Origin of the sequence: Nesterenkonia sp. (assembly GCF_029265375.1) — a bacterium.
GTDB lineage: Bacteria > Actinomycetota > Actinomycetes > Actinomycetales > Micrococcaceae > Nesterenkonia.
Genome location: NZ_JAJUJJ010000016.1, coordinates 1 through 17,927, shown reverse-complemented (window position 1 = coordinate 17,927; position 17,927 = coordinate 1). Strand labels below are relative to the sequence as shown.

The 17,927-nt window shown below is 67.6% G+C and carries 18 protein-coding genes; 6 read left to right on the top strand and 12 right to left on the bottom strand.

Annotated elements, in window-relative coordinates; all coding sequences use genetic code 11:
• Positions 1 to 37 precede the first annotated feature (37 nt).
• A complete protein-coding gene (locus Q1K09_RS08025) occupies positions 38 to 760 on the top strand; it encodes a hypothetical protein (RefSeq protein WP_300344474.1) in 723 nt (240 codons plus the stop codon).
• Between the two features lie 45 nt (positions 761 to 805).
• Here the strand turns inward: Q1K09_RS08025 and Q1K09_RS08020 are convergent, their stop codons facing one another.
• The 4 genes from Q1K09_RS08020 to hisC are packed head-to-tail and all read right to left on the bottom strand — an operon-like array spanning position 806 to position 5,651.
• A complete protein-coding gene (locus Q1K09_RS08020; protein ID WP_300344473.1) occupies positions 806 to 2,386 on the bottom strand; it encodes a dihydrolipoamide acetyltransferase family protein in 1,581 nt (526 codons plus the stop codon).
• Positions 2,387 to 2,398: 12 nt separating this feature from the next.
• On the bottom strand, positions 2,399 to 3,427 hold the full coding sequence (locus Q1K09_RS08015; RefSeq protein WP_300344472.1) for a transketolase C-terminal domain-containing protein: 1,029 nt from the start codon (positions 3,425 to 3,427) through the stop codon (positions 2,399 to 2,401).
• Complete coding sequence (locus Q1K09_RS08010; protein ID WP_300344471.1) at positions 3,424 to 4,533, bottom strand: thiamine pyrophosphate-dependent enzyme; 1,110 nt, start codon at positions 4,531 to 4,533, stop codon at positions 3,424 to 3,426. Before Q1K09_RS08010 ends, Q1K09_RS08015 begins: the two co-directional genes overlap by 4 nt.
• Before the next feature lie 23 nt (positions 4,534 to 4,556).
• Positions 4,557 to 5,651 carry a histidinol-phosphate transaminase gene (gene hisC, locus Q1K09_RS08005; RefSeq protein WP_300344470.1) on the bottom strand — a complete coding sequence of 365 codons (1,095 nt, stop codon included), beginning with the start codon at positions 5,649 to 5,651 and terminating at the stop codon, positions 4,557 to 4,559.
• Positions 5,652 to 5,689: 38 nt separating this feature from the next.
• Between hisC and Q1K09_RS08000 the strand changes: the two genes are divergently transcribed.
• Positions 5,690 to 6,088, top strand: coding sequence for a phage holin family protein (locus Q1K09_RS08000; RefSeq protein WP_366909191.1), 399 nt, complete (start codon positions 5,690 to 5,692; stop codon positions 6,086 to 6,088).
• A 16-nt stretch (positions 6,089 to 6,104) separates the two neighbouring features.
• On the opposite strand, the gene Q1K09_RS07995 is transcribed toward Q1K09_RS08000, so the two are convergent.
• Positions 6,105 to 7,697 carry a hypothetical protein gene (locus tag Q1K09_RS07995; RefSeq protein WP_300344467.1) on the bottom strand — a complete coding sequence of 531 codons (1,593 nt, stop codon included), beginning with the start codon at positions 7,695 to 7,697 and terminating at the stop codon, positions 6,105 to 6,107.
• Between the two features lie 13 nt (positions 7,698 to 7,710).
• Positions 7,711 to 8,190 carry a hypothetical protein gene (locus Q1K09_RS07990; protein WP_300344466.1) on the bottom strand — a complete coding sequence of 160 codons (480 nt, stop codon included), beginning with the start codon at positions 8,188 to 8,190 and terminating at the stop codon, positions 7,711 to 7,713.
• Positions 8,191 to 8,366: 176 nt separating this feature from the next.
• On the opposite strand from Q1K09_RS07990, the gene purB reads away from it, so the two are divergent.
• The gene (gene purB, locus Q1K09_RS07985) at positions 8,367 to 9,797 is read left to right on the top strand and encodes an adenylosuccinate lyase (protein WP_300344464.1); all 1,431 of its coding nucleotides are present in this window, start codon (positions 8,367 to 8,369) and stop codon (positions 9,795 to 9,797) included.
• 254 nt (positions 9,798 to 10,051) lie between these two features.
• Here purB and Q1K09_RS07980 read toward each other — a convergent pair whose 3' ends face one another.
• Positions 10,052 to 10,498, bottom strand: coding sequence for a VOC family protein (locus tag Q1K09_RS07980; RefSeq protein WP_300344599.1), 447 nt, complete (start codon positions 10,496 to 10,498; stop codon positions 10,052 to 10,054).
• Positions 10,499 to 10,538: 40 nt separating this feature from the next.
• Between Q1K09_RS07980 and Q1K09_RS07975 the strand changes: the two genes are divergently transcribed.
• Positions 10,539 to 11,234: a Pr6Pr family membrane protein gene (locus Q1K09_RS07975; RefSeq protein WP_300344463.1), complete on the top strand. Its 696-nt coding sequence runs from the start codon at positions 10,539 to 10,541 to the stop codon at positions 11,232 to 11,234.
• A 72-nt stretch (positions 11,235 to 11,306) separates the two neighbouring features.
• On the opposite strand, the gene Q1K09_RS07970 is transcribed toward Q1K09_RS07975, so the two are convergent.
• The 4 genes from Q1K09_RS07970 to Q1K09_RS07955 form a co-directional block, all read right to left on the bottom strand.
• A complete protein-coding gene (locus Q1K09_RS07970) occupies positions 11,307 to 12,548 on the bottom strand; it encodes an FAD-dependent oxidoreductase (protein ID WP_300344462.1) in 1,242 nt (413 codons plus the stop codon).
• Positions 12,549 to 12,577: 29 nt separating this feature from the next.
• On the bottom strand, positions 12,578 to 12,922 hold the full coding sequence (locus tag Q1K09_RS07965) for a bifunctional 3-phenylpropionate/cinnamic acid dioxygenase ferredoxin subunit (RefSeq protein ID WP_300344461.1): 345 nt from the start codon (positions 12,920 to 12,922) through the stop codon (positions 12,578 to 12,580).
• A gap of 252 nt (positions 12,923 to 13,174) precedes the next feature.
• Positions 13,175 to 14,065, bottom strand: a complete 891-nt coding sequence (locus Q1K09_RS07960) for a manganese catalase family protein (RefSeq protein WP_300344460.1) — start codon at positions 14,063 to 14,065, stop codon at positions 13,175 to 13,177.
• A 223-nt stretch (positions 14,066 to 14,288) separates the two neighbouring features.
• Positions 14,289 to 15,113, bottom strand: a complete 825-nt coding sequence (locus Q1K09_RS07955) for a SurA N-terminal domain-containing protein (protein ID WP_300344458.1) — start codon at positions 15,111 to 15,113, stop codon at positions 14,289 to 14,291.
• Positions 15,114 to 15,303: 190 nt separating this feature from the next.
• Here Q1K09_RS07955 and Q1K09_RS07950 point away from each other — a divergent pair, with 190 nt between their 5' ends.
• On the top strand, positions 15,304 to 15,540 hold the full coding sequence (locus tag Q1K09_RS07950) for a helix-turn-helix transcriptional regulator (RefSeq protein ID WP_300344457.1): 237 nt from the start codon (positions 15,304 to 15,306) through the stop codon (positions 15,538 to 15,540).
• Positions 15,537 to 16,304, top strand: a complete 768-nt coding sequence (locus tag Q1K09_RS07945) for a hypothetical protein (RefSeq protein WP_300344456.1) — start codon at positions 15,537 to 15,539, stop codon at positions 16,302 to 16,304. The genes Q1K09_RS07950 and Q1K09_RS07945 overlap by 4 nt, the downstream gene beginning before the upstream one ends.
• A gap of 25 nt (positions 16,305 to 16,329) precedes the next feature.
• Here the strand turns inward: Q1K09_RS07945 and Q1K09_RS07940 are convergent, their stop codons facing one another.
• Positions 16,330 to 17,502, bottom strand: coding sequence for an aminotransferase class I/II-fold pyridoxal phosphate-dependent enzyme (locus Q1K09_RS07940; RefSeq protein ID WP_300344455.1), 1,173 nt, complete (start codon positions 17,500 to 17,502; stop codon positions 16,330 to 16,332).
• Positions 17,503 to 17,927: the final 425 nt, after the last annotated feature.

The window sequence follows — 17,927 nt, the reverse complement described above, 5'->3', positions numbered from 1 at the left end:
TTGGCGGCTGCTGATCGCCGGCTCGTATCCTGAAGCAATGATGTGGACCCCCCGGGCTTGGCGGGCAGCCGGTGCTGCGGCGCTGTGTGCTGCGCTGCTGACCTCAGCCTGCTCTCCGGATTCCTCTGCACCGCAGGAAGACGCGGGCCAGGACGGCCAGGAGCAGCAGAATCAGGATCCGATTCCGGAGCCGGAGTTCGACGACGACGAGACCGTGGCGCTGCCCATCGGGCTGATCAGCCCAGCCGGGCACAATGAGATCGCCCCGATCGGGGAGGACGGCCGCATTGTGGAGCCGCAGTCCGGGCCGGGATACCCGGGGCAGCAGAACGCGCCCCGTCCCCATCAGACGGAGGTTGCCCGCAGCGACAGCTTCGGCTGCGGGAACACGGTCTCGGTGGTCCAGACCGTGCCCACGGTCACTGACGATCCGGCCCGCTCCGCATTGGAGTACCTGCTGAGCCTGGACTCCTCGGGGATCGGCAGGCCCGCCTTCGGCAATCCGTTGGGGCTCTCCAGTGAGGTGCAGGTGGAATCGGTGGAGGTCTCCGGCGAGACCGTGACCGTTGCGCTCAGCGACGTGCCGGTGGCACGGGACTCCTGCGAAGCGTGGCGGGTGGCCATGCAGATTGAGGCCACTGCGCGTGCGGCCACCGGCACCACTGCGGCGGAGGTCATGGTCGGCGATACCCCGTTGGCCGCGCACTGGGGGCTGGCCGATGAGACTCCGCTGAGGCTCACCGAGATCCGCCGGGACTGAGCTGGGACCCGGTCGCCACGGTGATCAGTCCGAAAGCCCCAGGGTTCAGTCCAGCAGCAGCCCGGGCTCTTCCAGAACGGCTGCGACGTCGCTGATGAATGCGCCGGCCAGGTCGCCGTCGATGAGCCGGTGGTCGAAGGAGCCGCCGACGGTCATCACCTGCCGCGGCACCACCTGACCCTCGACCACCCACGGCTTGGTGCGCACAGCGCCCAGCACCACGATCGCCGCCTGGCCCGGAGGCAGGATGGGTGTGCCGAGGTCCAGGCCGAGCGGTCCGATATTGGTGATGGAGATGGTCCCGCCCTGCATCTCGGCCGGAGTGGTGCGCCCTTCGCGGGCGTCGCTGGTCAGCTCGGTGATGGCTGCGGCGAGTCCGAGGGTGCTGTAGGTGTGGGCCTCGTGGATCACCGGCACCACCAGTCCGCGCGGGGTGGCCGCGGCGATTCCCAGGTTGACGTAGTTGCGCAGCGTGTAGTGGGTCTCATGCCAGGAGGCGTTGACCTGCGGGTGCCGCCGGACGGCCCAGATGATCGCCTTGGCGGCGAACAGAAGCGGCGAGACGCTCACGTCCTGGTACTCAGGCTGGTCGCGAAGGCGCCGGCGCAGGTCCATAGTGCGGCTGACGTCGATCTCTTTGAACACTGAGACATGCGGAACGGTGGAGGCGGAGGCGGAGACGTTGAGCGCGGTGGCCTTGCGGACTCCGCGGACCTGGACCTTCTCCTCGCGGGGGCCGTCGTAGAGCAGTCCGGTCTGGCTCGGCAGCCCACCGTGCGGGCCTGGCGCCGCGGCGCCGGCAGCACGGCTGCGGCCGGCCTTGCCCTGTCCGCTGCGCTGCTGGGCTTGGCGCTCCACGTCTGCTCGGGTGATCTGGCCGTTGCGGCCCGAGCCCACCAGGTCCCAGACGGCCACTCCGAGCCGTTTGGCCAGAGCCCGCACCGGGGGTGAGGCCTTGGCGACCATCTCGGCTATATCGCCGGCCTGCAGTCCCGCCGCCGGAGCGGCCGGCGTCGGCGGATCCAGGTCGGAGACCTCGACCAGGTCCAGCTCGGTGGGACGCAGGCGCGGCCGGTGCTTGGCCGCATCCGCCTTGGGCCCGGAGCCCACCAGGGCCTGCTGGTCAGAGTCCTCTACGATGGGCGAATCTGCGGCGGGCCGCTCGCTGGTCTCAGCGGCGGGCTGTGCGGCTGCCCCCTGGGTGGCTGCCCCCGGTGCGGCTGGGTCCTGGGTGGCTGCGCCCGGTGCGGCTGAGTCCTGCGCGGCTGCGTCCTGCGCCTCTGAGTCCTGTGCGCCTGAATCCCGTGTGGCGGATTCGTCCTCTGCAGCGGCGCGGGCTGCGCCGTCGGCTCCTCCGGCGTCGTCTCCGGCGTCGTCGTCGGCTCCTGCGGCGTCCCGGATCCGGATCAGCGGCTGGCCCACTTCGACGGTGTCCCCCTCAGCGGCGACCAGCTCGTCCACTGTACCGGCGAAGGGGATCGGCAGCTCCACCAGCGACTTGGCGGTCTCGATCTCGCAGACGATGTCATTGACCGCCACCGTGTCTCCGACCTGCACACGCCAAGAGACGATCTCCGCTTCGGTGAGTCCTTCGCCGACGTCGGGGAGCGTGAAGGTCTGGCTCATGGGTATGCCTCCTTAGGCGGTGGCGCTGGGGTAGGCGAAGCTTCGTTCAAGCGCTTCGAGCATCCGGTCGATGTCCGGGAGGTATCGGTGCTCCTGCGCAGTGGGCGGATAAGGCATGTGGAATCCGCCGACGCGCAGCACGGGGGCGGCCAGCCGGTGGTGGGCGCGCTCACTGACCCGGGCGGCGATCTCGGCGCCGAATCCGCCGAAGGTGGGGGCCTCATGCGCGACGACGAGCCGCTGAGTCTTGGCCGCCGAGCGGGCGATGGTCTCGTCGTCCAGCGGGCTGATGGATCTCACGTCGACGACTTCGACGCTGCGTCCTTGGCCGGCGGCGACCTCTGCGGCGGCCAGCGCGACCGGTACCAGCGGGCCGTAGGTGGCCAGGGTCGCGTCGGTGCCGCTGCGCAGCACCTGCGCGGTGAAGGCATCCGGGGCCGGGTCGGCGGTGGAGACCTCTCCTTTGAGCCAGTACCGGCGCTTGGGTTCGAGGATGATGATCGGGTCGTCGCAGGCGATGGCCTGCCGCGTCATCCAGTAAGCGTCCTGCGGGCTGGAGGGGGCGATGATGCGCAGCCCTGCGGTGTGGGCGAAGTAGGCCTCGGGCGATTCGGAGTGGTGCTCGATCGAGCCGATGTGGCCGCCGTAGGGCAGCCGGATGGTCACTGGGACGCTGACGGCGCCGTCGGCGCGGTTGTGGATCTTGGCCAGCTGGGTGGTGATCTGGTTGAAGGCGGGGAAGACGAAGCCGTCGAACTGGATCTCGGCCACCGGACGGTAGCCGCGCATGGCCATGCCGATGCAGGTGCCGATGATCCCGGATTCGGCCAGCGGCGAGTCGATGACGCGGTCTTCGCCGAACTGGGCCTGCAGGCCATCGGTGACGCGGAAGACGCCCCCCAGCTTGCCGATGTCCTCACCGATGAGCAGGGTCTTCGCATCGGCCGCTAAGGCGTCCCGCAGAGCCGCATTGATGGCTTTGGCCAGCGGGAGAGTGCTAGTGGTGGGCTGTGCCTCTGCCGGCGAATCCTGTGAGGTCATCGGCCCTCCTCCTCGGCGAAGCCGGCTTCGTAGTCCTTCAGCCAGGCCTTCTCCACCTCCACCTGCCGGTGGGGCTCTGCGTAGACAGTGTCGAAGACCCGCTCCAGGTCGATCGGCTCCATCTCAAGCACTGCGCGGCGCAGTTCAGCGGCGAGCTCGTCGGCTTCGGCGTCAGTCTCTTCGAAGAAGGTCTCATCGGCCTTCTGCTCGGCCTGGAGCCAGCTGCGGCAGCGGGCGATCGGGTCTTTGGCCCGCCAGACCTCCACCTCCTCGGCGCTGCGGTATTTGGTGGGGTCATCAGCCGTGGTGTGAGCGCCGAGACGGTAGGTGATCGACTCGATCAGCTGCGGCCCGGAGCCTTCCCGGATCTGCTCGGCGCAATGGCGGGCCACGGCGTAGCTGGCCAGCACGTCATTGCCGTCCACCTGCACGCCGGTGAAGCCGTAGCCGTAGGCCCGACGCACCAGCGGCGCCGGGGACTGGGTGCTGCTGGGCACCGAGATCGCCCAGTGGTTGTTCTGGATGAAGTACAGCAGGGGCAGCTGATACGAGCTGGCGAAGACCATGGATTCGTGCGCATCGCCTTGGCTGGAGGCGCCGTCGCCCAGGCATGCCAGCACAATCTCGTCGGCTGGTTGGTCCGGGTCCAGGGTGCCGGTGCGCTGGTCCTGGACGATCCCCATGGCCCAGCCTGCTGCGTGCAGGGTCTGGGAGGCCAGCACCACTGCGTAATTGTTGAAGTGGTAGGTGTGGGGGTCCCATCCGGTGTGCCGGGCGGCGCGGAAGGTGGCCATCAGCTCCTCAGGGCTGATGCCGCGGTAGAGGGCCATGGCGTGCTCCCGGTAGGTGGGGAAGACCCGGTCGGTGGGCTTCAGTGCAGCGATAGTGCCCACCTGAGCGGCCTCCTGGCCCAGGGCGGGTGCCCACAGCGCCAGCTGCCCTTGGCGCTGCAGGCTGGTGGCCTCGGCGTCGACCCGGCGTTCGAGGGCCATATGCCGGTAGAGATCGCGCAGTGCGGCGTCGTCGAGCTCTTCGACGTATCGGCTGTAGACCTCGTCTTCTCTGAGCTCGCCGTTCTCGGTGAGCAGCTGCACCACGTCTCCCATGGGCCTCATTGTGTCAGCCGGGTTCAGGGGCGTCCGCTGTAGGTTCTGCACAACTGGAGGAAACGGTCGTTGGCCTCCGGCTCGCCGATGGTGACCCGCACTCCTTCACCGGCGAATGCCCGCACCGCAAGGGCCTGGACGCCTGCGGCATGGGCAAAGTCGACTGCCTGTTCCCCCAGCGGCAGCCAGACGAAGTTCGCCTGGGTCTCTGGAATCTGCCATCCTGCATCGGCGAGGCCTTCGGCGACTCTTTGTCGTTCCTCCACAATCTGAGCGACCCGGCGGTCGACCTCGTCGTGGTGCTTCAGGGAGGCGATCGCTGCCGCCTCGCCGACTGTGCTGACGCCGAAGGGCACGGCCGTCTTGCGCAGATGCTCGGTGATCGACTGTTGGGCGATCGAGTAGCCCACTCGCAGCGCGGCCAGTCCGTGGGCCTTGGAGAAGGTGCGCAGGACCGCCACATTGGGGTGACTGCTGTAGAGGGAGAGGGTGTCCACCGGATCCTCGCTGCGGACGAACTCCTGGTAGGCCTCATCGATGACGACCACCACGTGGGGCGGGACCGCGCGGAGGAACTGCGTGACCTCGGTATGGGTCAGAGCCGGTCCGGTCGGGTTGTTGGGGGTGCACATCAGGATGACCTTGGTGCGCTCGGTGATTGCCGCTGCCATCGCCTGCAGGTCGTGCCGGCCGTCGGGCCCCACCGGGATCTGGACGTCCTTGGCACCTGCGACGCGCACCACGATCGGGTAGGCCTCAAAGGACCGCCACGGGTAGATCACTTCGTCTGCGCTGCCGTCGGCCGAGGTTCCGGCGAAGGCCTGGATGATCTGGGTCAGGGCTCCCAGGCTTCCGGTGCCGGTGACGATGTCTTCGTACGGGACGTCCAGGTGGTCAGCGAGGGCGGCGCGCAGGGCTTCCCCGGCGGGGTTGGGGTAGCGGTGCAGAGTGGTCACCGCGGCAGCAGCCTCCGCTGCCGCCGGCACCGGACCCAAGGGGTTCTCATTGGAGGACAGCTTATAGGGCGTCAGTCCGTCGGCGGGGGACGGCGGCTTGCCGGCGGCGTAGGAGGGCAGCGCAGCCACGGCGGCGCGCGGAGTGATAATTGGGTCTGTCATAGCTTCCTCACTGGGTTCGGGCGCAGGCCCGTGAGACGATGGGTTATGTGAGAATCCTACTGGCGATCACTCTCAATGCACTGGCCCTCGGCGCAGCCGCTCTGCTGGTGCCCGGAATCTATATCGACGGCGTCAGCGACGACCTCGGAGCAGTGCTGCTGGCCTACCTGTTCGTCGGCGCAGTATTCGGGCTGGTCAACGTGACCATCAAGCCGATCGTGCAGGTGCTCTCGCTGCCGATCACGTGTCTGACACTGGGGCTGTTCGCCGTGGTGATCAACGCTCTGATGCTGCTGCTGACCGGCTGGCTGACCTCGTGGACTCCGGTCACCTTCGTGGTGGAGAGCTTCTTCTTCGATGCGGTCCTGGGAGCGATCGTGGTGGCCATCATCTCGGCAGTGCTCAACCGGTTCCTCCTCTCCCCGAGCCGCACCTAGTCTCCCCGGCCCGGACCTAGCGCGGCTGCTGGCCGGTCATCCGGGCGGGGTTCTGCTCAGCGACCTCCCACGGCACAGTCGGCGGTGTGCTGGTGGAGGGATCGTGCCGAGAGGAGCGGCGCGGCATCTGCTTGGCCTCCTCCATCCCCTCACGGATGGCCTCCCGCATGTACTCAAGATCCTCCAGACTTTCAGCCTCCCAGGGGAACAGATGCTCCGGGGTATCCATCGGCTGCCACTGGGTGCGGTAGACGGTGGTGGTGACCTGACCGTCCAAGTGCCGCCGGAGCGCATCGAGGTGTTCCAGTTCGTCGTCGTCGAACCAGTCCAGCTGGTGCTCCTCCACCTCGGCGATGGCCTCCACGTTGTGCTCCAGGGTGTGGGCGCTCCCTGCAGGAGTCTCCACCTCGGTGTGCGGGTTCTGCACGTCATAGACCACATTCAGCCGGGTGGCCGACTCCTGGTGCCGCTGGCCGAAGAGGTGCGGCACCGGGTCCCGCCCGTCCTGCAGATGCGTGATGGCGGCATCGGAGTTCACGCGCGTATTGCGGCCCGGGCTGCCGATGGTGGCCGCGGCCGGGAAGCGGTAACGCTCAGTGAGCCTCCGGCTGCCCAGCATATTGATCACGTGACTGCCCCCAAGGCTGTGGCCGATGGGCAGCACTGTGGCTCCCTCCGGGACTCCTGCCTGCTCGAGGGCCTGCTCCACGGCGCTGATCATGTGCTCGGATCCGTGGGTGTAGGCGTCGATCAGGCTCATCGGGCTGCGGCCGTGACTCATGCCGGCGCCTTCGAAGTCGAATCCGGGGAGGTAGAGGGCATAGACATCCTCCTCCCCCGGCCTGCGGATATGGGAGACGGCGATGTCCCCGGACTCGCTGACATCCATCATGTGCCGCAGGTGGCCGCTGAGACTTCCGTCTGCGGTGTGGGTGAACTCTGCGGTCGGCTCCCGGTCCAGGACCTGCTCGTAGCGTCCCATCAGCGCGGGGCTGAGCCCGGCGTTGCGCTCCACGGCCATCAGCGTCCCGGCGATCGCCCCGATCGCCGGATACCGCATCAGCAGCACATCAACACCGACCCCACCGAGCAGAACGCCGGTGGTCGCGATCCAGTCGTAGACGTAGGACTTATCCCCCTGGGGCAGCAGCGCATGCTCCAGGACGAGCTCGTCTTCGTTGAGGCGGACGAGCAGCTCGAAGAGGCGGCGCACCACAGTCTCAGCGTCGCGGTAGGCGTCGTGACTGGTCTTCACCCCGGTGACCGCCCGCTGCATCAGCTCCTCCAGCCCGGCCGTTGCCGCTTGGACCGCGGCCAGGCGCAGCTGGAACCCGGGCACCCGCCAGTGCACGTGCCCGATGCCCGGGCTGGCTGTTGCAGCCGCGTCACCCAGCGCCTCGACGAGCGAGTTCAGGGACTGTGCCGCCGCGCCGACGTGGGACTGGGCGTTCATCAAGGATTCCCAGAACAGGTTGATGCTGGTGGGTCCCCCGGAGGTGCGCACCGCGAGCCCTGGGCGGCGCGCCGGTAGGGTCTGCCATATCTCCGGTGCCAGCGGTGACTCGGGCCCCAGAACCACTGGGCCTCCTGGCATCGGCGCGATAGCCATCTCAGATGCCTCCTCACCACAATCGAGCCGCCGCCTCGAGCAGCAGTCCCGGGATTCCTCCGTTGTCGTGGACGAAGCGCAGAAACTCGTCGGCGTCGGTGACGGCGTCGGCGGCCGCGCTGCGCAGCCCGGCGACCTGGTCGGCGCCCAAGTCCCACATCAGCGCGGGGAGGTCGACTGCGGAGAGCAGATCCACGATCTGGCTGAGCTGGCGCGCTGTGGCGGCATAGCTGGTGAGTTCTGCGGCGATCAGATCGGCCTCAGCCGCCAGCGCCTCGGTCTCCGAGCTCAGGAAGCCGCCGGGCTCCCGGAGGGCGGACAGCAGCAGGCGGAATGCTTCAGCGGCGTCGGAGTGCCACTGCACCTCTTCGGCGTCGTGCAGGTGCGTCAGGTAGTCATCGGTGTGCTGGGTCGCGGTTTTCAGCGTGGTGGCGGCGCTGCGGTAGGCAGCCGCGGCGTCCTCCAACTGCAGCGCGGCGGTGGTGATGAACATCTGCGCCCCTCCCGGTGAAACTCGTGCGGTGCAGCCCTGTCAGCCAGCACGGTAAGCCGGCCCCGGGCCGGTCCGAGCGCCGATGCAGGAGGTTGGGGAGTGCTGCGGTGCGTCGTCGCCGTCGCCTCGGTGGTGGGGAAAACCGCGGCGTGCGGGTGCGTGACACAATGAGGCCCATGACCTCCGCTGTGACCTCCGAACAGAATCGTGTCCGCCTTGCTGATGCTGAGCCGGCGATTGCGCTGGGCCCGTTGGACGGGAGATACCGCTCTGCGGCTGCTCCGCTGGTGGATCACCTCTCTGAGGCGGCTCTGAACCGCAACCGGATCTATGTGGAGGTGGAGTGGTTCATCCACCTGTGTCAGCGTCAGGTGCTGCCCGGACTGCCGCAGCTGAGCGCCGAGCAGGTGCAGCAGCTGCGGGGGATCGTCACCGACTTCGGTGCAGAGCAGATCGCCGAGCTGGCCGAGATTGAGGCGCAGACGGTTCACGACGTCAAAGCGGTGGAGTACTTCATCGCCCGCCGTCTGGAGCCTATGGGGTTGGGCGAGCTGAAGCCGCTGGTGCACTTCGCCTGCACCAGCGAGGACATCAACAATCTCAGTTACGCGGTGGGAATCCGCGACGCCGTGCAGCAGGTCTGGCTGCCGGCTGCGCGTCAGGCGGTGGGCCGGCTCAGCGAGCTGGCTGAGCAGGCGGCGGAGGTGCCGATGCTGTCGCGCACCCACGGCCAGCCGGCGACTCCCACCACCTTGGGCAAGGAGATGGCGGTCTTCGTCCACCGGCTGAACCGGCAGCTGCGGCGCATCGAGTCCCAGGAGTACCTGGGGAAGATCAATGGGGCCACCGGGACGTACGCGGCCCACCTGGCTGCCGCTCCGCGGGCGGATTGGCCGGCCATTGCGCAGAGCTTTGTGGAGGGCCTGGGGCTGACGTTCAATCCGCTGACCACCCAGATCGAGTCCCACGATTTCCAGGCGGAGCTCTATGCGGACATCGCCCGGTTCAACCGCGTCCTCCACGGGCTGTGCGTGGATGTGTGGAGCTACATCAGCATCGGGTTCTTCCGGCAGATCCCGGTGGCCGGCGCCACCGGCTCCTCCACCATGCCGCATAAGGTCAACCCGATCCGCTTTGAGAACGCGGAGGCGAATCTGGAGATCTCCAATGCGCTGCTGGACGCCCTGGGCTCCACCCTGGTGGAGTCACGCTGGCAGCGCGATCTGACCGACTCCTCGGGGCAGCGCAATATCGGCACCGCGCTGGGGCATTCGGTGCTGGCGCTGACCAATGTGGCTAAGGGGCTGGGGCAGCTGGATGTGGCGCAGGATGTGATTGCGGCTGATCTGGACGCCAATTGGGAGGTGCTCGGCGAGGCGATCCAGACGGTGATGCGCGCCGAGGCGATCGCCGGGGTCGAAGGGATGGAGAACCCCTATGAGCGGCTCAAGGAGCTGACCCGCGGGCGCCGGGTGGACGCACAGAAGCTGCAGGAGTTCGTAGAGTCCCTGGGCCTCTCCGCCGAGGCCGCCGAGCGGCTGAAGAATCTCACTCCTGCCGGCTACACCGGGCTGGCTGCCGAGCTGGCGAAGAAGCATCTGAAGTAGCTCCAGCGCGACGGCGTCGTGCGTGCCGCCGTCTGAGCATATCCGCGGCGGGGCTGACTTTCCTCTCCGCAGAAGACGGGTTCTGGTACTGGTTCAGCTATATCCAGGTGGCCGTCGGCGTCGTGTTCACTCCGCTGCTGCTGATGCGAGCACGGCCCCGCCGGAAGGTCGACCCGAGGTAGCGTCCGGGATCATCCCCAGGCGCGAATCATGGAGTCCCTGCGCAATAGTCTCAGTGCCTCGCGCGTAGACTCTCAGCCCTGCTCGGTGGGGCCGACCATGAACATCCACTCCACGCCGTAGGGGTCAGTGAGCTGCCCGTAGCGGCTGTTGGGATCCCAGGGTGCGGCGTCCAGGGGCACCGTGATGCGGGACTCGGGCGCAAGCTTCTCCCACCAGGAGGCGATACGCGCATTCTCCTCACACGAGTCCTCCTCAGCCGTGCTGAGCGCGACGGTGCCCAGGCTGGCCGACTGACCCGGGAACGTGTCGGCAGCCATCACGTGGGCTCCACGCTCCAGATAGAGCGAGCTGTGCATGAGGCGGTCCTTAAGCTCGCCCTCCTCACCCATCCCCTCGGCGTAGGTGAGCACGTCCAGCTCTCCGCCGAAGACGGAGGCATAAAACTCCATCGCTTGCCGCGCAGTGCCGTCGAACATCAAGTATGGGGAAAGTCTGCAGGCCCGCTTCCGGGTGAATATCCGGTGAACCCGCTTGGGCAGGATGAGAGATAATCCCAGAGTGAGTCAGACTGCAGCACCTCGGGCGTGGGAGATGACGACGGCGGCGCGGTCCGCCCACTCGGCAGTGGCGGGGATCGCTGCCGCCGGGGTGGCCAGCTCCCTGTATCTGGGCTGGACCGTGGACACCGAGCTGCCGGACGGTGCGGGCTTCTCCGGAGGCTTCTCGGCCGGCTGGGAGCATGTGCTCAACCAGCCGGCCTATTTCACCTTCACCTCTGCGGTGCTGGTGCTGCTGACCTCGGCTGTGCTGGCGGTGCGTCCGCAGATTCGCTCCGCAGTCTTCCACGCGCTGCGCCTGGCGGCGGTGGCGCAGATGGTGATCACCGGGGTGGTGTTCAACCTTCTGCTGCGCGACGACGCTGTGCTCACCGGTGTGCGGCTGTTCAACGACACCGTGATGCACCAGCTGCTGCCCGTAGTGGTCCCTGTGGTGTGGCTGGCTTTCGGGCCGCGGGGCCGCATCACCGGTTCCGTGGTCGCCGGATCGGTAGTCCTGCCGCTGGTCTGGCTGGCAGTGACGCTGCTGCGCGGCCCGGGGCTGGACTGGTATCCGTACGTGATTCTGGATGTCCCGGGGATGGGGTACTCCGGCACCGGGGTGTACATCGTCTCGATTCTGGCCGGCTATGTGCTGCTGGCCTGCCTGCTCTGGGGCCTGGACCGGCTGCTGACCCCGGGACGACGACGGCGCTGAGATGCGGCTGAGCGGGCCTGCTCCCGGCACCTGCTCCTGGAGCGGCGACGTCGCGGCCGCCCCCGCTGCCGATTACCGGTTGGGCGAGCCGGTCGGTGAGGAGGTCTTCATGAGCTTCTTCAGCGGCACATCCGGATCTGCCAGCTGAACCGGGTCCACCACGATCCTGCGGTCGATGATCCGGCGGGCCGCCCTTACCGTCAGACCCGCGTCGACTGCGGCCGCACCGAGCATGGTGCCGTCGCCCGCCAGCCGGAAAGCGGCGCGAATCTGTCCGTCCTGCTCGCGCAGCACCGTGCTGCCCTCGGCAGCCATGTCACCGACGGCTTCCACATGCACCCCGTACCGGTCGGTCCAGAACCACGGGGCGGTAGACGGCGGAGGATCCTGGCCCAGCAGCGCGGCCGCCGCGATGGTGCCGGACTGGACCGCATGCTCCCAGTGCTCCGCCCGGCGTTCGAGCGTTCCGTCTGCAGATCGTGTGCGTGCGGCGTCACCGACCGCGTAGAGCCAGCCGATGCTGCTGCGTTGGCGCTCGTCCACTATGACGCCGTCAGCCACTTCGGCCCCGGCGGCCTCGGCGAGTTCGGTCACGGCGGTGATGCCCACGCCGACGAGCACCACATCGGCGTGGACTTCGGTGCCGTCCTGGAGCACTATGGTGTGCTCCGTCTGCCCGGGGCCTATCTCTCGGCAGCTGCCGGTAATGGTCTGCACGCCGTGCTGGGCGTGCATATCGTGCAGCTGCCGAGCCAGCTCAGCTCCCACTGCTGGAACCAGTGGAGGGTCCACCGTGTCGATGAGCACCACCTCTGCGTCCAGGGTGCGGAGCGAGGATGCTGTCTCTGCTCCGATGAGACCGGCCCCGATGATGGCCGCCCGGCTGCCGGGGCGCACCGAGCCGCGGAGGCTGTCGGCATCCTGCCTGGTCCGCAGGGTCTGCACGCACTCAGCATCTCCTCCTGGGATGGGAAGACGACGCGGTCTTCCGCCGGTGGCCAGCACGGCGCGGTCTGCCGGCAGCTGCTGGCCGGAGGCGAGCTCAACTGCCCCCGTCTGCGGGTGAAGACTCACCGCACGGTCAGCGATGACCTCGATCTGGTGGTCCTGGTACCACTGCGCCTGCTGGAACAGCAGAGCCTCAGCATGCTTCGCGCCGGTGAGGTAGTCCTTGCTCAGAGGCGGACGGTCATAGGGCAGACCCTCGGGATCCACCACGGTCAGCGACCCGTCGAAGCCGCGGCGGCGCAGCTGCTCAGCAGTGGTGAAGCCGCCCGGTCCGCCTCCGATGATGACGATGCTCTCCAGGCCCACGGCGCTTGTCCTTGAAGCTCCGGGCGCCCTCAGGCTGCGGTCCCGGAGGTGTCCGGATGCAGGTAGATCTCATCGTCGATGACTTCGATCCGGTGCGTGCGGGCATTGATGGTGGCCGGCATGCACAGGGCCTCTCCGGACTTGAGGCAGAACCGTGCCGAGTGCACAGGGCATTCCACCTCGGTGCCCTCCACCCAGCCTTCGGACAGCGAGGCAGTCTCGTGAGTGCACTCATCGTCCAGGGCGTAGAAGTTTCCGTCCTCGGCGTGGAACACGGCGATGTCGCGGCCGATCCCGGTGACCTCGGCCGAAACCATCTCGGCCTCGCCCTCTTCGATATCGTCCACTGATCCGACGTGGATTCCGTTGCTCATGGGCAGGATGCTCCTTCGTTGCCGATTGTGTCCGCGACGCTGACCATCAGGGTGATCCAGGCTGCGCCCGCTCCCGGAAGCTTCTCATGGACGCGTTCGGTCATCACAACAACGCACCGCCCGCCCAGACTTCCCCACGGGGATCTGGCCGCGCGGATCCGCCCTGCCCCGGGCCGTCTGTGCGGCACCATGCAGCAGCCGCGGTCCCTGGCCCTGGAGGCCGGACCGCGGCTGCCGGGTGGCAGGGCCGGGCTATTCGCGGTGGAGCCGGTCCTGCACGGCGCCGGCCGTCTTCTCCACCACATTGGGGACATCGGTGGTCCCGTAGAAGCGGCATCGGGCCGGGTGGGAGGCGGCATCGGCACGCCCTCGGGCGGACTCGGGCGGAGTCGGGATATAGGTGAATTCACCGATGCCGTCCGGTGCCGGACCGGAGGCCCACGGACCGTCAGCCATATGCTCGCCGTCGGAGAAGTTGATGGCTTGGTAGGAGTACTCCTGGTGCTCCTTGCTCTGCGGGAAGTTGCTGGGCACCGGCAGCTCCTCCGCTCCCGAGGCCTGCAGCTCGCGGGCAGCAGCAAGCCACTGGTTCTGGTGATGGGTGTCGCGGGCCAGCAGGAAGGCCAGCAGCTCCCGGACACCGGCGTCATCGGTCATGTGGTAGAGACGAGCCACTTGGATCCGGCCCTGCATCTCGGCATTGACATTCGCGGTGAAGTCAGCCAGCAGGTTCCCACTGGCGGTGACATAGCCAGCCTGCCACGGATTGCCGTTGCTGTCGGTGGGGCGGGCGCCGGCACCGGCGGCGATAGCCTCCTGCACATCGGTGCCCCCAACCACTGCGGCGACGGTGGGATCATCCTGGACGGCTTCCTCGGTAATGCCCTGAGGGGCTTTCTCCAGCAGCTGGGCCACCATGGTCGCCAACATCTCCACATGGCCGAATTCCTCGGCTGCGGTGCTGAACAGCAGGTCCTTGTACTTGCCGGGAATATGGGCGTTCCAGGCCTGGAAGCTGTACTGCATGGCCACCGTGATCTCGCCGTACTGGCCTCCGATGAGCTCTTGGAGCTTCCGGGCGTAGACCGCATCCGGCTTCTCCGGGGTGGCGCGGTGCTGCAGGGTCTGGCGGTGCAGAAGCATAGGTCCTCCTGGGAGTCGGCGCGCGGAAGTCCGCGCAGGGAATCTTCCAGCCAGGGCGTGGGCGGCTCGCCGTATTCGGCGGGCCACCCACACGGCCAGAGCTTCAGCTCCCGGGACGCCTGGTGCTCTGCAAGGCACCTGTCACGCTAGTGCTGCCTCCCAGGGGGTACAACCCCCTTCTGACCTGGGAGTTTTCAGTATTTTTACTGGGTTCGTCGGGGCCTCAGATGTGGACCTCGATCTCGGCCGACTCGCGCAGCTCCTCCACATGGGCCATAGCAGCCTCATTCTCCTTCTCAGCCGCCAGCTGCTCCTCGATCTGCGGGCGGAGCTCCTCCAGCGACGGCGTCTCGGCGTCCTCGCCGTCCTCACCCTCAGCCGGGGGCTGCTGGGCGGCGACCTCCTCGTAGGCCTCTTCGATCTCCTCCTCGGTGGGCTCGGCCACGTCGAGGTCGTCGATGACCTGGTTGATCAGCACCTGCTGCTCGACGTCGGCGCGCAGCTGCTCCTCGCTGGTGCCCTGCTCCTCGGCCACGCTGAGCAGCTCATCGACCGATTCGATGCCGTTCTGCTCGGCGACGTTCTCCAGCTCGGCGTCCACGTCCTCCTCAGTGGCCTCATAGCCGCTGGCCTCAGCGTCCTGCGCCAGCAGCTCCAGGTTGACGAGGTTCTCCACTGTCTGGTCCTGCAGACCCTCCTCATCGACCTCTTCACCGGTCATCTGGGCCTGCATGGCCATCTGCGTGTACTGGGACTCATAGGCCTGGCGGAAGTCATCGCCCGGGATCTCCTCACCGTTGACCTCGGCAACAACCTCGGGCACATCCTCCAGGTCAGGCGAGGGCATCTCACCGGGCTGACCGCCCTCCTCAGGCTGGCCCTCCTCGCCGCCCTGCTCACCGGCGGCCCCTGGGGACTCCGGGGCTGCGGCTTCGCCGGTGGCGCCGTCCTCCGGGTTCTCTGCTGCGTTGTCGCAGGCTGCCAGTCCGAACAGCATCGCGGCCATTGCGGCGGTGGTCACCAGTGTCTTCTGGGTGGTGTTGTGCATGCCCAGCACCTCCTTCTAGTGGGCGGACGGGCACCGTAGCACTCCGAGCACAACGGGCAGCTCAGCTTCTCTCCAGCCGTGGCAGCTGACTCACAGCGGCGCCCCACCCAGCGGGGACGGAACCTCCAGAAAACTCCGCAAATGTCAATTTTCCTTGACATTGAGTGTCAAGTTGAGTTGTCATTGAGGTATGGGAGGCGAACCGCGACAGGACGCAACACACCCGGTTCGCGCCCTGCGAAAAGCCCAGAAGCTCACCCAGGCGGAACTGGCCCAGGAGGTCGGGGTCAGCCGTCAGACGGTGGTGGCCCTGGAGCGCGGGGACTATGCGCCCTCGGTGTTCCTGGCGCTGCGGATCGCCCGGGCGCTGGGCTCAACGGTGGAGGACCTCTTCGGCAGTCAGCAGGAACAGGGAGGCAGAGAATGAGCCAGAGACCTGGGTCAATGGACCATGCCGCAGAGCGGCTGCTGCTCTCCGGAGTGGAGCAGGCCGATGAGCGCGAGCGCGCGGTGTCCATGGAGGCCGAGGCCTTCGGGATGCAGTGCACCGTGCTGGCCTGCTGGGTTGGGGCGCTGGTGTGCGCAGTACTGGGCCAGATCACCGCTGCCGCCGCTCTGGTGCTTGTTCCGGTGATACCGGGCTGCGCAAGCCTGTGGTACGCCTCTCGCCGCGGCGTGAACAGCTACGCTCTCCTGGCGCGAGCCCCGTTGACTCAGACTCTCGGCCGCAGCCTGTTCTTCAGCGTGCTGCTGGCCCTCACTGTGGCGGCGCTGGTCTACCGCGTCTACTACGGGGTGCCGCTGGTCGATTTTCACCTGCACGTCGAGGTGGTCGGGGAGGATCTGCGCCGAGTCATGGCGCTGCTGGCGGTTCTCGGTGCCGCCGTCGGCGTGCTGGTGAGCATGCTGTGGCTCAGCATTGTGGTGTGGGTCCAGCGCGCCGCAGAGCGGAGAGGGGCCACCAAGGATGAGGACGATGACGACGACGTCGACTGGCACCCAACCGGCCGGTGGCGGACGGGGCTTCTGGCCTGCGCCGTGGTCACGCTGCTGGCGGCGCAGGTGCCGTGGATCCTCGGCGGCCGCGATGGTTTCGCAGTGGTCGTCGCACTGGGAGGCCTGATCTACGCGGCTGCGCTGCTGGGGATCTGGTGGGCGGCTGGGCGCCGGAGGGCGCGAGGACGGCGGTGATGCGCACCGGCCGGCCGGGGCTGCCTCAGCCGCCGTGGAACTGAAGGATCCGGCGAATCCCTTCGGCCACGGCCTGAGGCCCGGGCGCCAGGCTCAGGCGCACCCAGTGGTGGCCGTTGACCGGATCGAAGTCTGTCCCAGGCACCAGCGCCACGCCAGCTTCCTCCAGCAGGGCGGTGCAGTAGGTGCCGGCATCGCTGAACCGCTGCAGGTGCTCCCCCATGTGCGCGTAGACGTAGAAGGCGCCGTCGGCGGGGGCAGCCTCGCCCCAGCCGAGGGTCTCCAGTGAGTCCAGCACCAGCTGACGAGCCTCGGCGTAGTGGGGCAGCTGGGCCTCGGCGAAGGCCAGTGATTCCGGGGTGAAGGCTTGCACCGCAGCGATCTGCGAACCGTGCGGCGGGCACAGCGCCACATTGCCGGCCAGCCGGGAGACCGGGTCCACCAGGTCTTCGGGCAGCACCGTCCAGCCCAGCCTCCATCCGGGCATGCCCCAGTATTTGGAGAAGGAGGAGATGACCACTGCGGAATCGCTGACTTCCAGTGCACTGACGCCGGGGTGGGTGAAGGTGATGCCGTGATAGATCTCATCGCTGATCAGCTGGACGTCATTCTCAGCGCACCACTGTGCCAGGGCGCTCAGCTGGTCGCGGTCCACCATGGTGCCGGTGGGGTTCGCCGGTGAGGCGATCACCAGTCCTTTCAGCGGTCCCCGGGAGGCCGCTTCGGCATCCAGGTGCTCGACCGTGGGCTGGAAGCGCACCTCCGGACCGCAGTCGAGGTCCACCACCTCTGCGCCGAGGCTGGAGAGGATATTGCGGTAGGCCGGATAGCCCGGACGAGCCAGGGCCACTCGGTCTCCGACGTCGAAGGCGGCCAGGAAGCTCAGCACGAACGCACCCGAGGAGCCGGTGGTCACCGCCACCCGCTCGGGTTCCACCGTGCAGCCGTACCAGCGCTGATAGTGCTCGGCGATAGCTCGGCGCAACGGCATAATGCCGAAGGCCGGCGAATAGTTCAGCACAGTGCCGGCGGAGTGAACCTCGGCCGCAGCGGCATTGACCGCCGGCGGCGCCCCGGAGCCCGGCTCTCCGGCGGTCAGGGAGACGATGTCCCGCCCAGCTGCGCGCAGCTGATCGATCCGAGTCAGCACACTCATCACTTGGAAGCCGGGAACGTCGGAACGGCGTGAAGCAGGCATGGCGTCAGCTTACCCGGCGCCCTGAGAAACAAGAGAGGCCGTCCTCTGGGCCGCCGGAGGACCGACATGCACCAGAGAACGGCCTGCGCGCCCGTATATATTCACAGACGCGTCAGCGTGGGTTCTGGACTCAGAAGCCCAGACCGCCCAGGACACCCACAACGGTGTCCAGCAGTCCGCCGACGAGCTCCAGAACGGGGTTCAGCAGGCCGTCCAACATATATGATCAATCCTTCTATATTGTGTTCGGCATTCCCTAGTTCAGAATGCCGCGCAGTATGTTAAATTGATCGGGTTTCCCTCGGGGTCCACCGCTCCCTCGAGCATGTGGCCCTGGACCCAGCCGTAGCCGTCTGCCAGCTCCACCTCCACCCAGCTACCGTCGGCGTAGGCGGCTCTGACCTCGCGTCCGCCCAGACGCACCT

Coding starts and splice junctions, on each gene's coding strand:
- Q1K09_RS08025 (WP_300344474.1), top strand. CDS start 38: ATGATGTGGACCCCCCGGGCTTGGCGGGCAGCCGGTGCTGCGGCGCTG.
- Q1K09_RS08020 (WP_300344473.1), bottom strand. CDS start 2,386: ATGAGCCAGACCTTCACGCTCCCCGACGTCGGCGAAGGACTCACCGAA.
- Q1K09_RS08015 (WP_300344472.1), bottom strand. CDS start 3,427: ATGACCTCACAGGATTCGCCGGCAGAGGCACAGCCCACCACTAGCACT.
- Q1K09_RS08010 (WP_300344471.1), bottom strand. CDS start 4,533: ATGGGAGACGTGGTGCAGCTGCTCACCGAGAACGGCGAGCTCAGAGAA.
- hisC (WP_300344470.1), bottom strand. CDS start 5,651: ATGACAGACCCAATTATCACTCCGCGCGCCGCCGTGGCTGCGCTGCCC.
- Q1K09_RS08000 (WP_366909191.1), top strand. CDS start 5,690: ATGGGTTATGTGAGAATCCTACTGGCGATCACTCTCAATGCACTGGCC.
- Q1K09_RS07995 (WP_300344467.1), bottom strand. CDS start 7,697: ATGGCTATCGCGCCGATGCCAGGAGGCCCAGTGGTTCTGGGGCCCGAG.
- Q1K09_RS07990 (WP_300344466.1), bottom strand. CDS start 8,190: ATGTTCATCACCACCGCCGCGCTGCAGTTGGAGGACGCCGCGGCTGCC.
- purB (WP_300344464.1), top strand. CDS start 8,367: ATGACCTCCGCTGTGACCTCCGAACAGAATCGTGTCCGCCTTGCTGAT.
- Q1K09_RS07965 (WP_300344461.1), bottom strand. CDS start 12,922: ATGAGCAACGGAATCCACGTCGGATCAGTGGACGATATCGAAGAGGGC.
- Q1K09_RS07960 (WP_300344460.1), bottom strand. CDS start 14,065: ATGCTTCTGCACCGCCAGACCCTGCAGCACCGCGCCACCCCGGAGAAG.
- Q1K09_RS07955 (WP_300344458.1), bottom strand. CDS start 15,113: ATGCACAACACCACCCAGAAGACACTGGTGACCACCGCCGCAATGGCC.
- Q1K09_RS07950 (WP_300344457.1), top strand. CDS start 15,304: ATGGGAGGCGAACCGCGACAGGACGCAACACACCCGGTTCGCGCCCTG.
- Q1K09_RS07945 (WP_300344456.1), top strand. CDS start 15,537: ATGAGCCAGAGACCTGGGTCAATGGACCATGCCGCAGAGCGGCTGCTG.
- Q1K09_RS07940 (WP_300344455.1), bottom strand. CDS start 17,502: ATGCCTGCTTCACGCCGTTCCGACGTTCCCGGCTTCCAAGTGATGAGT.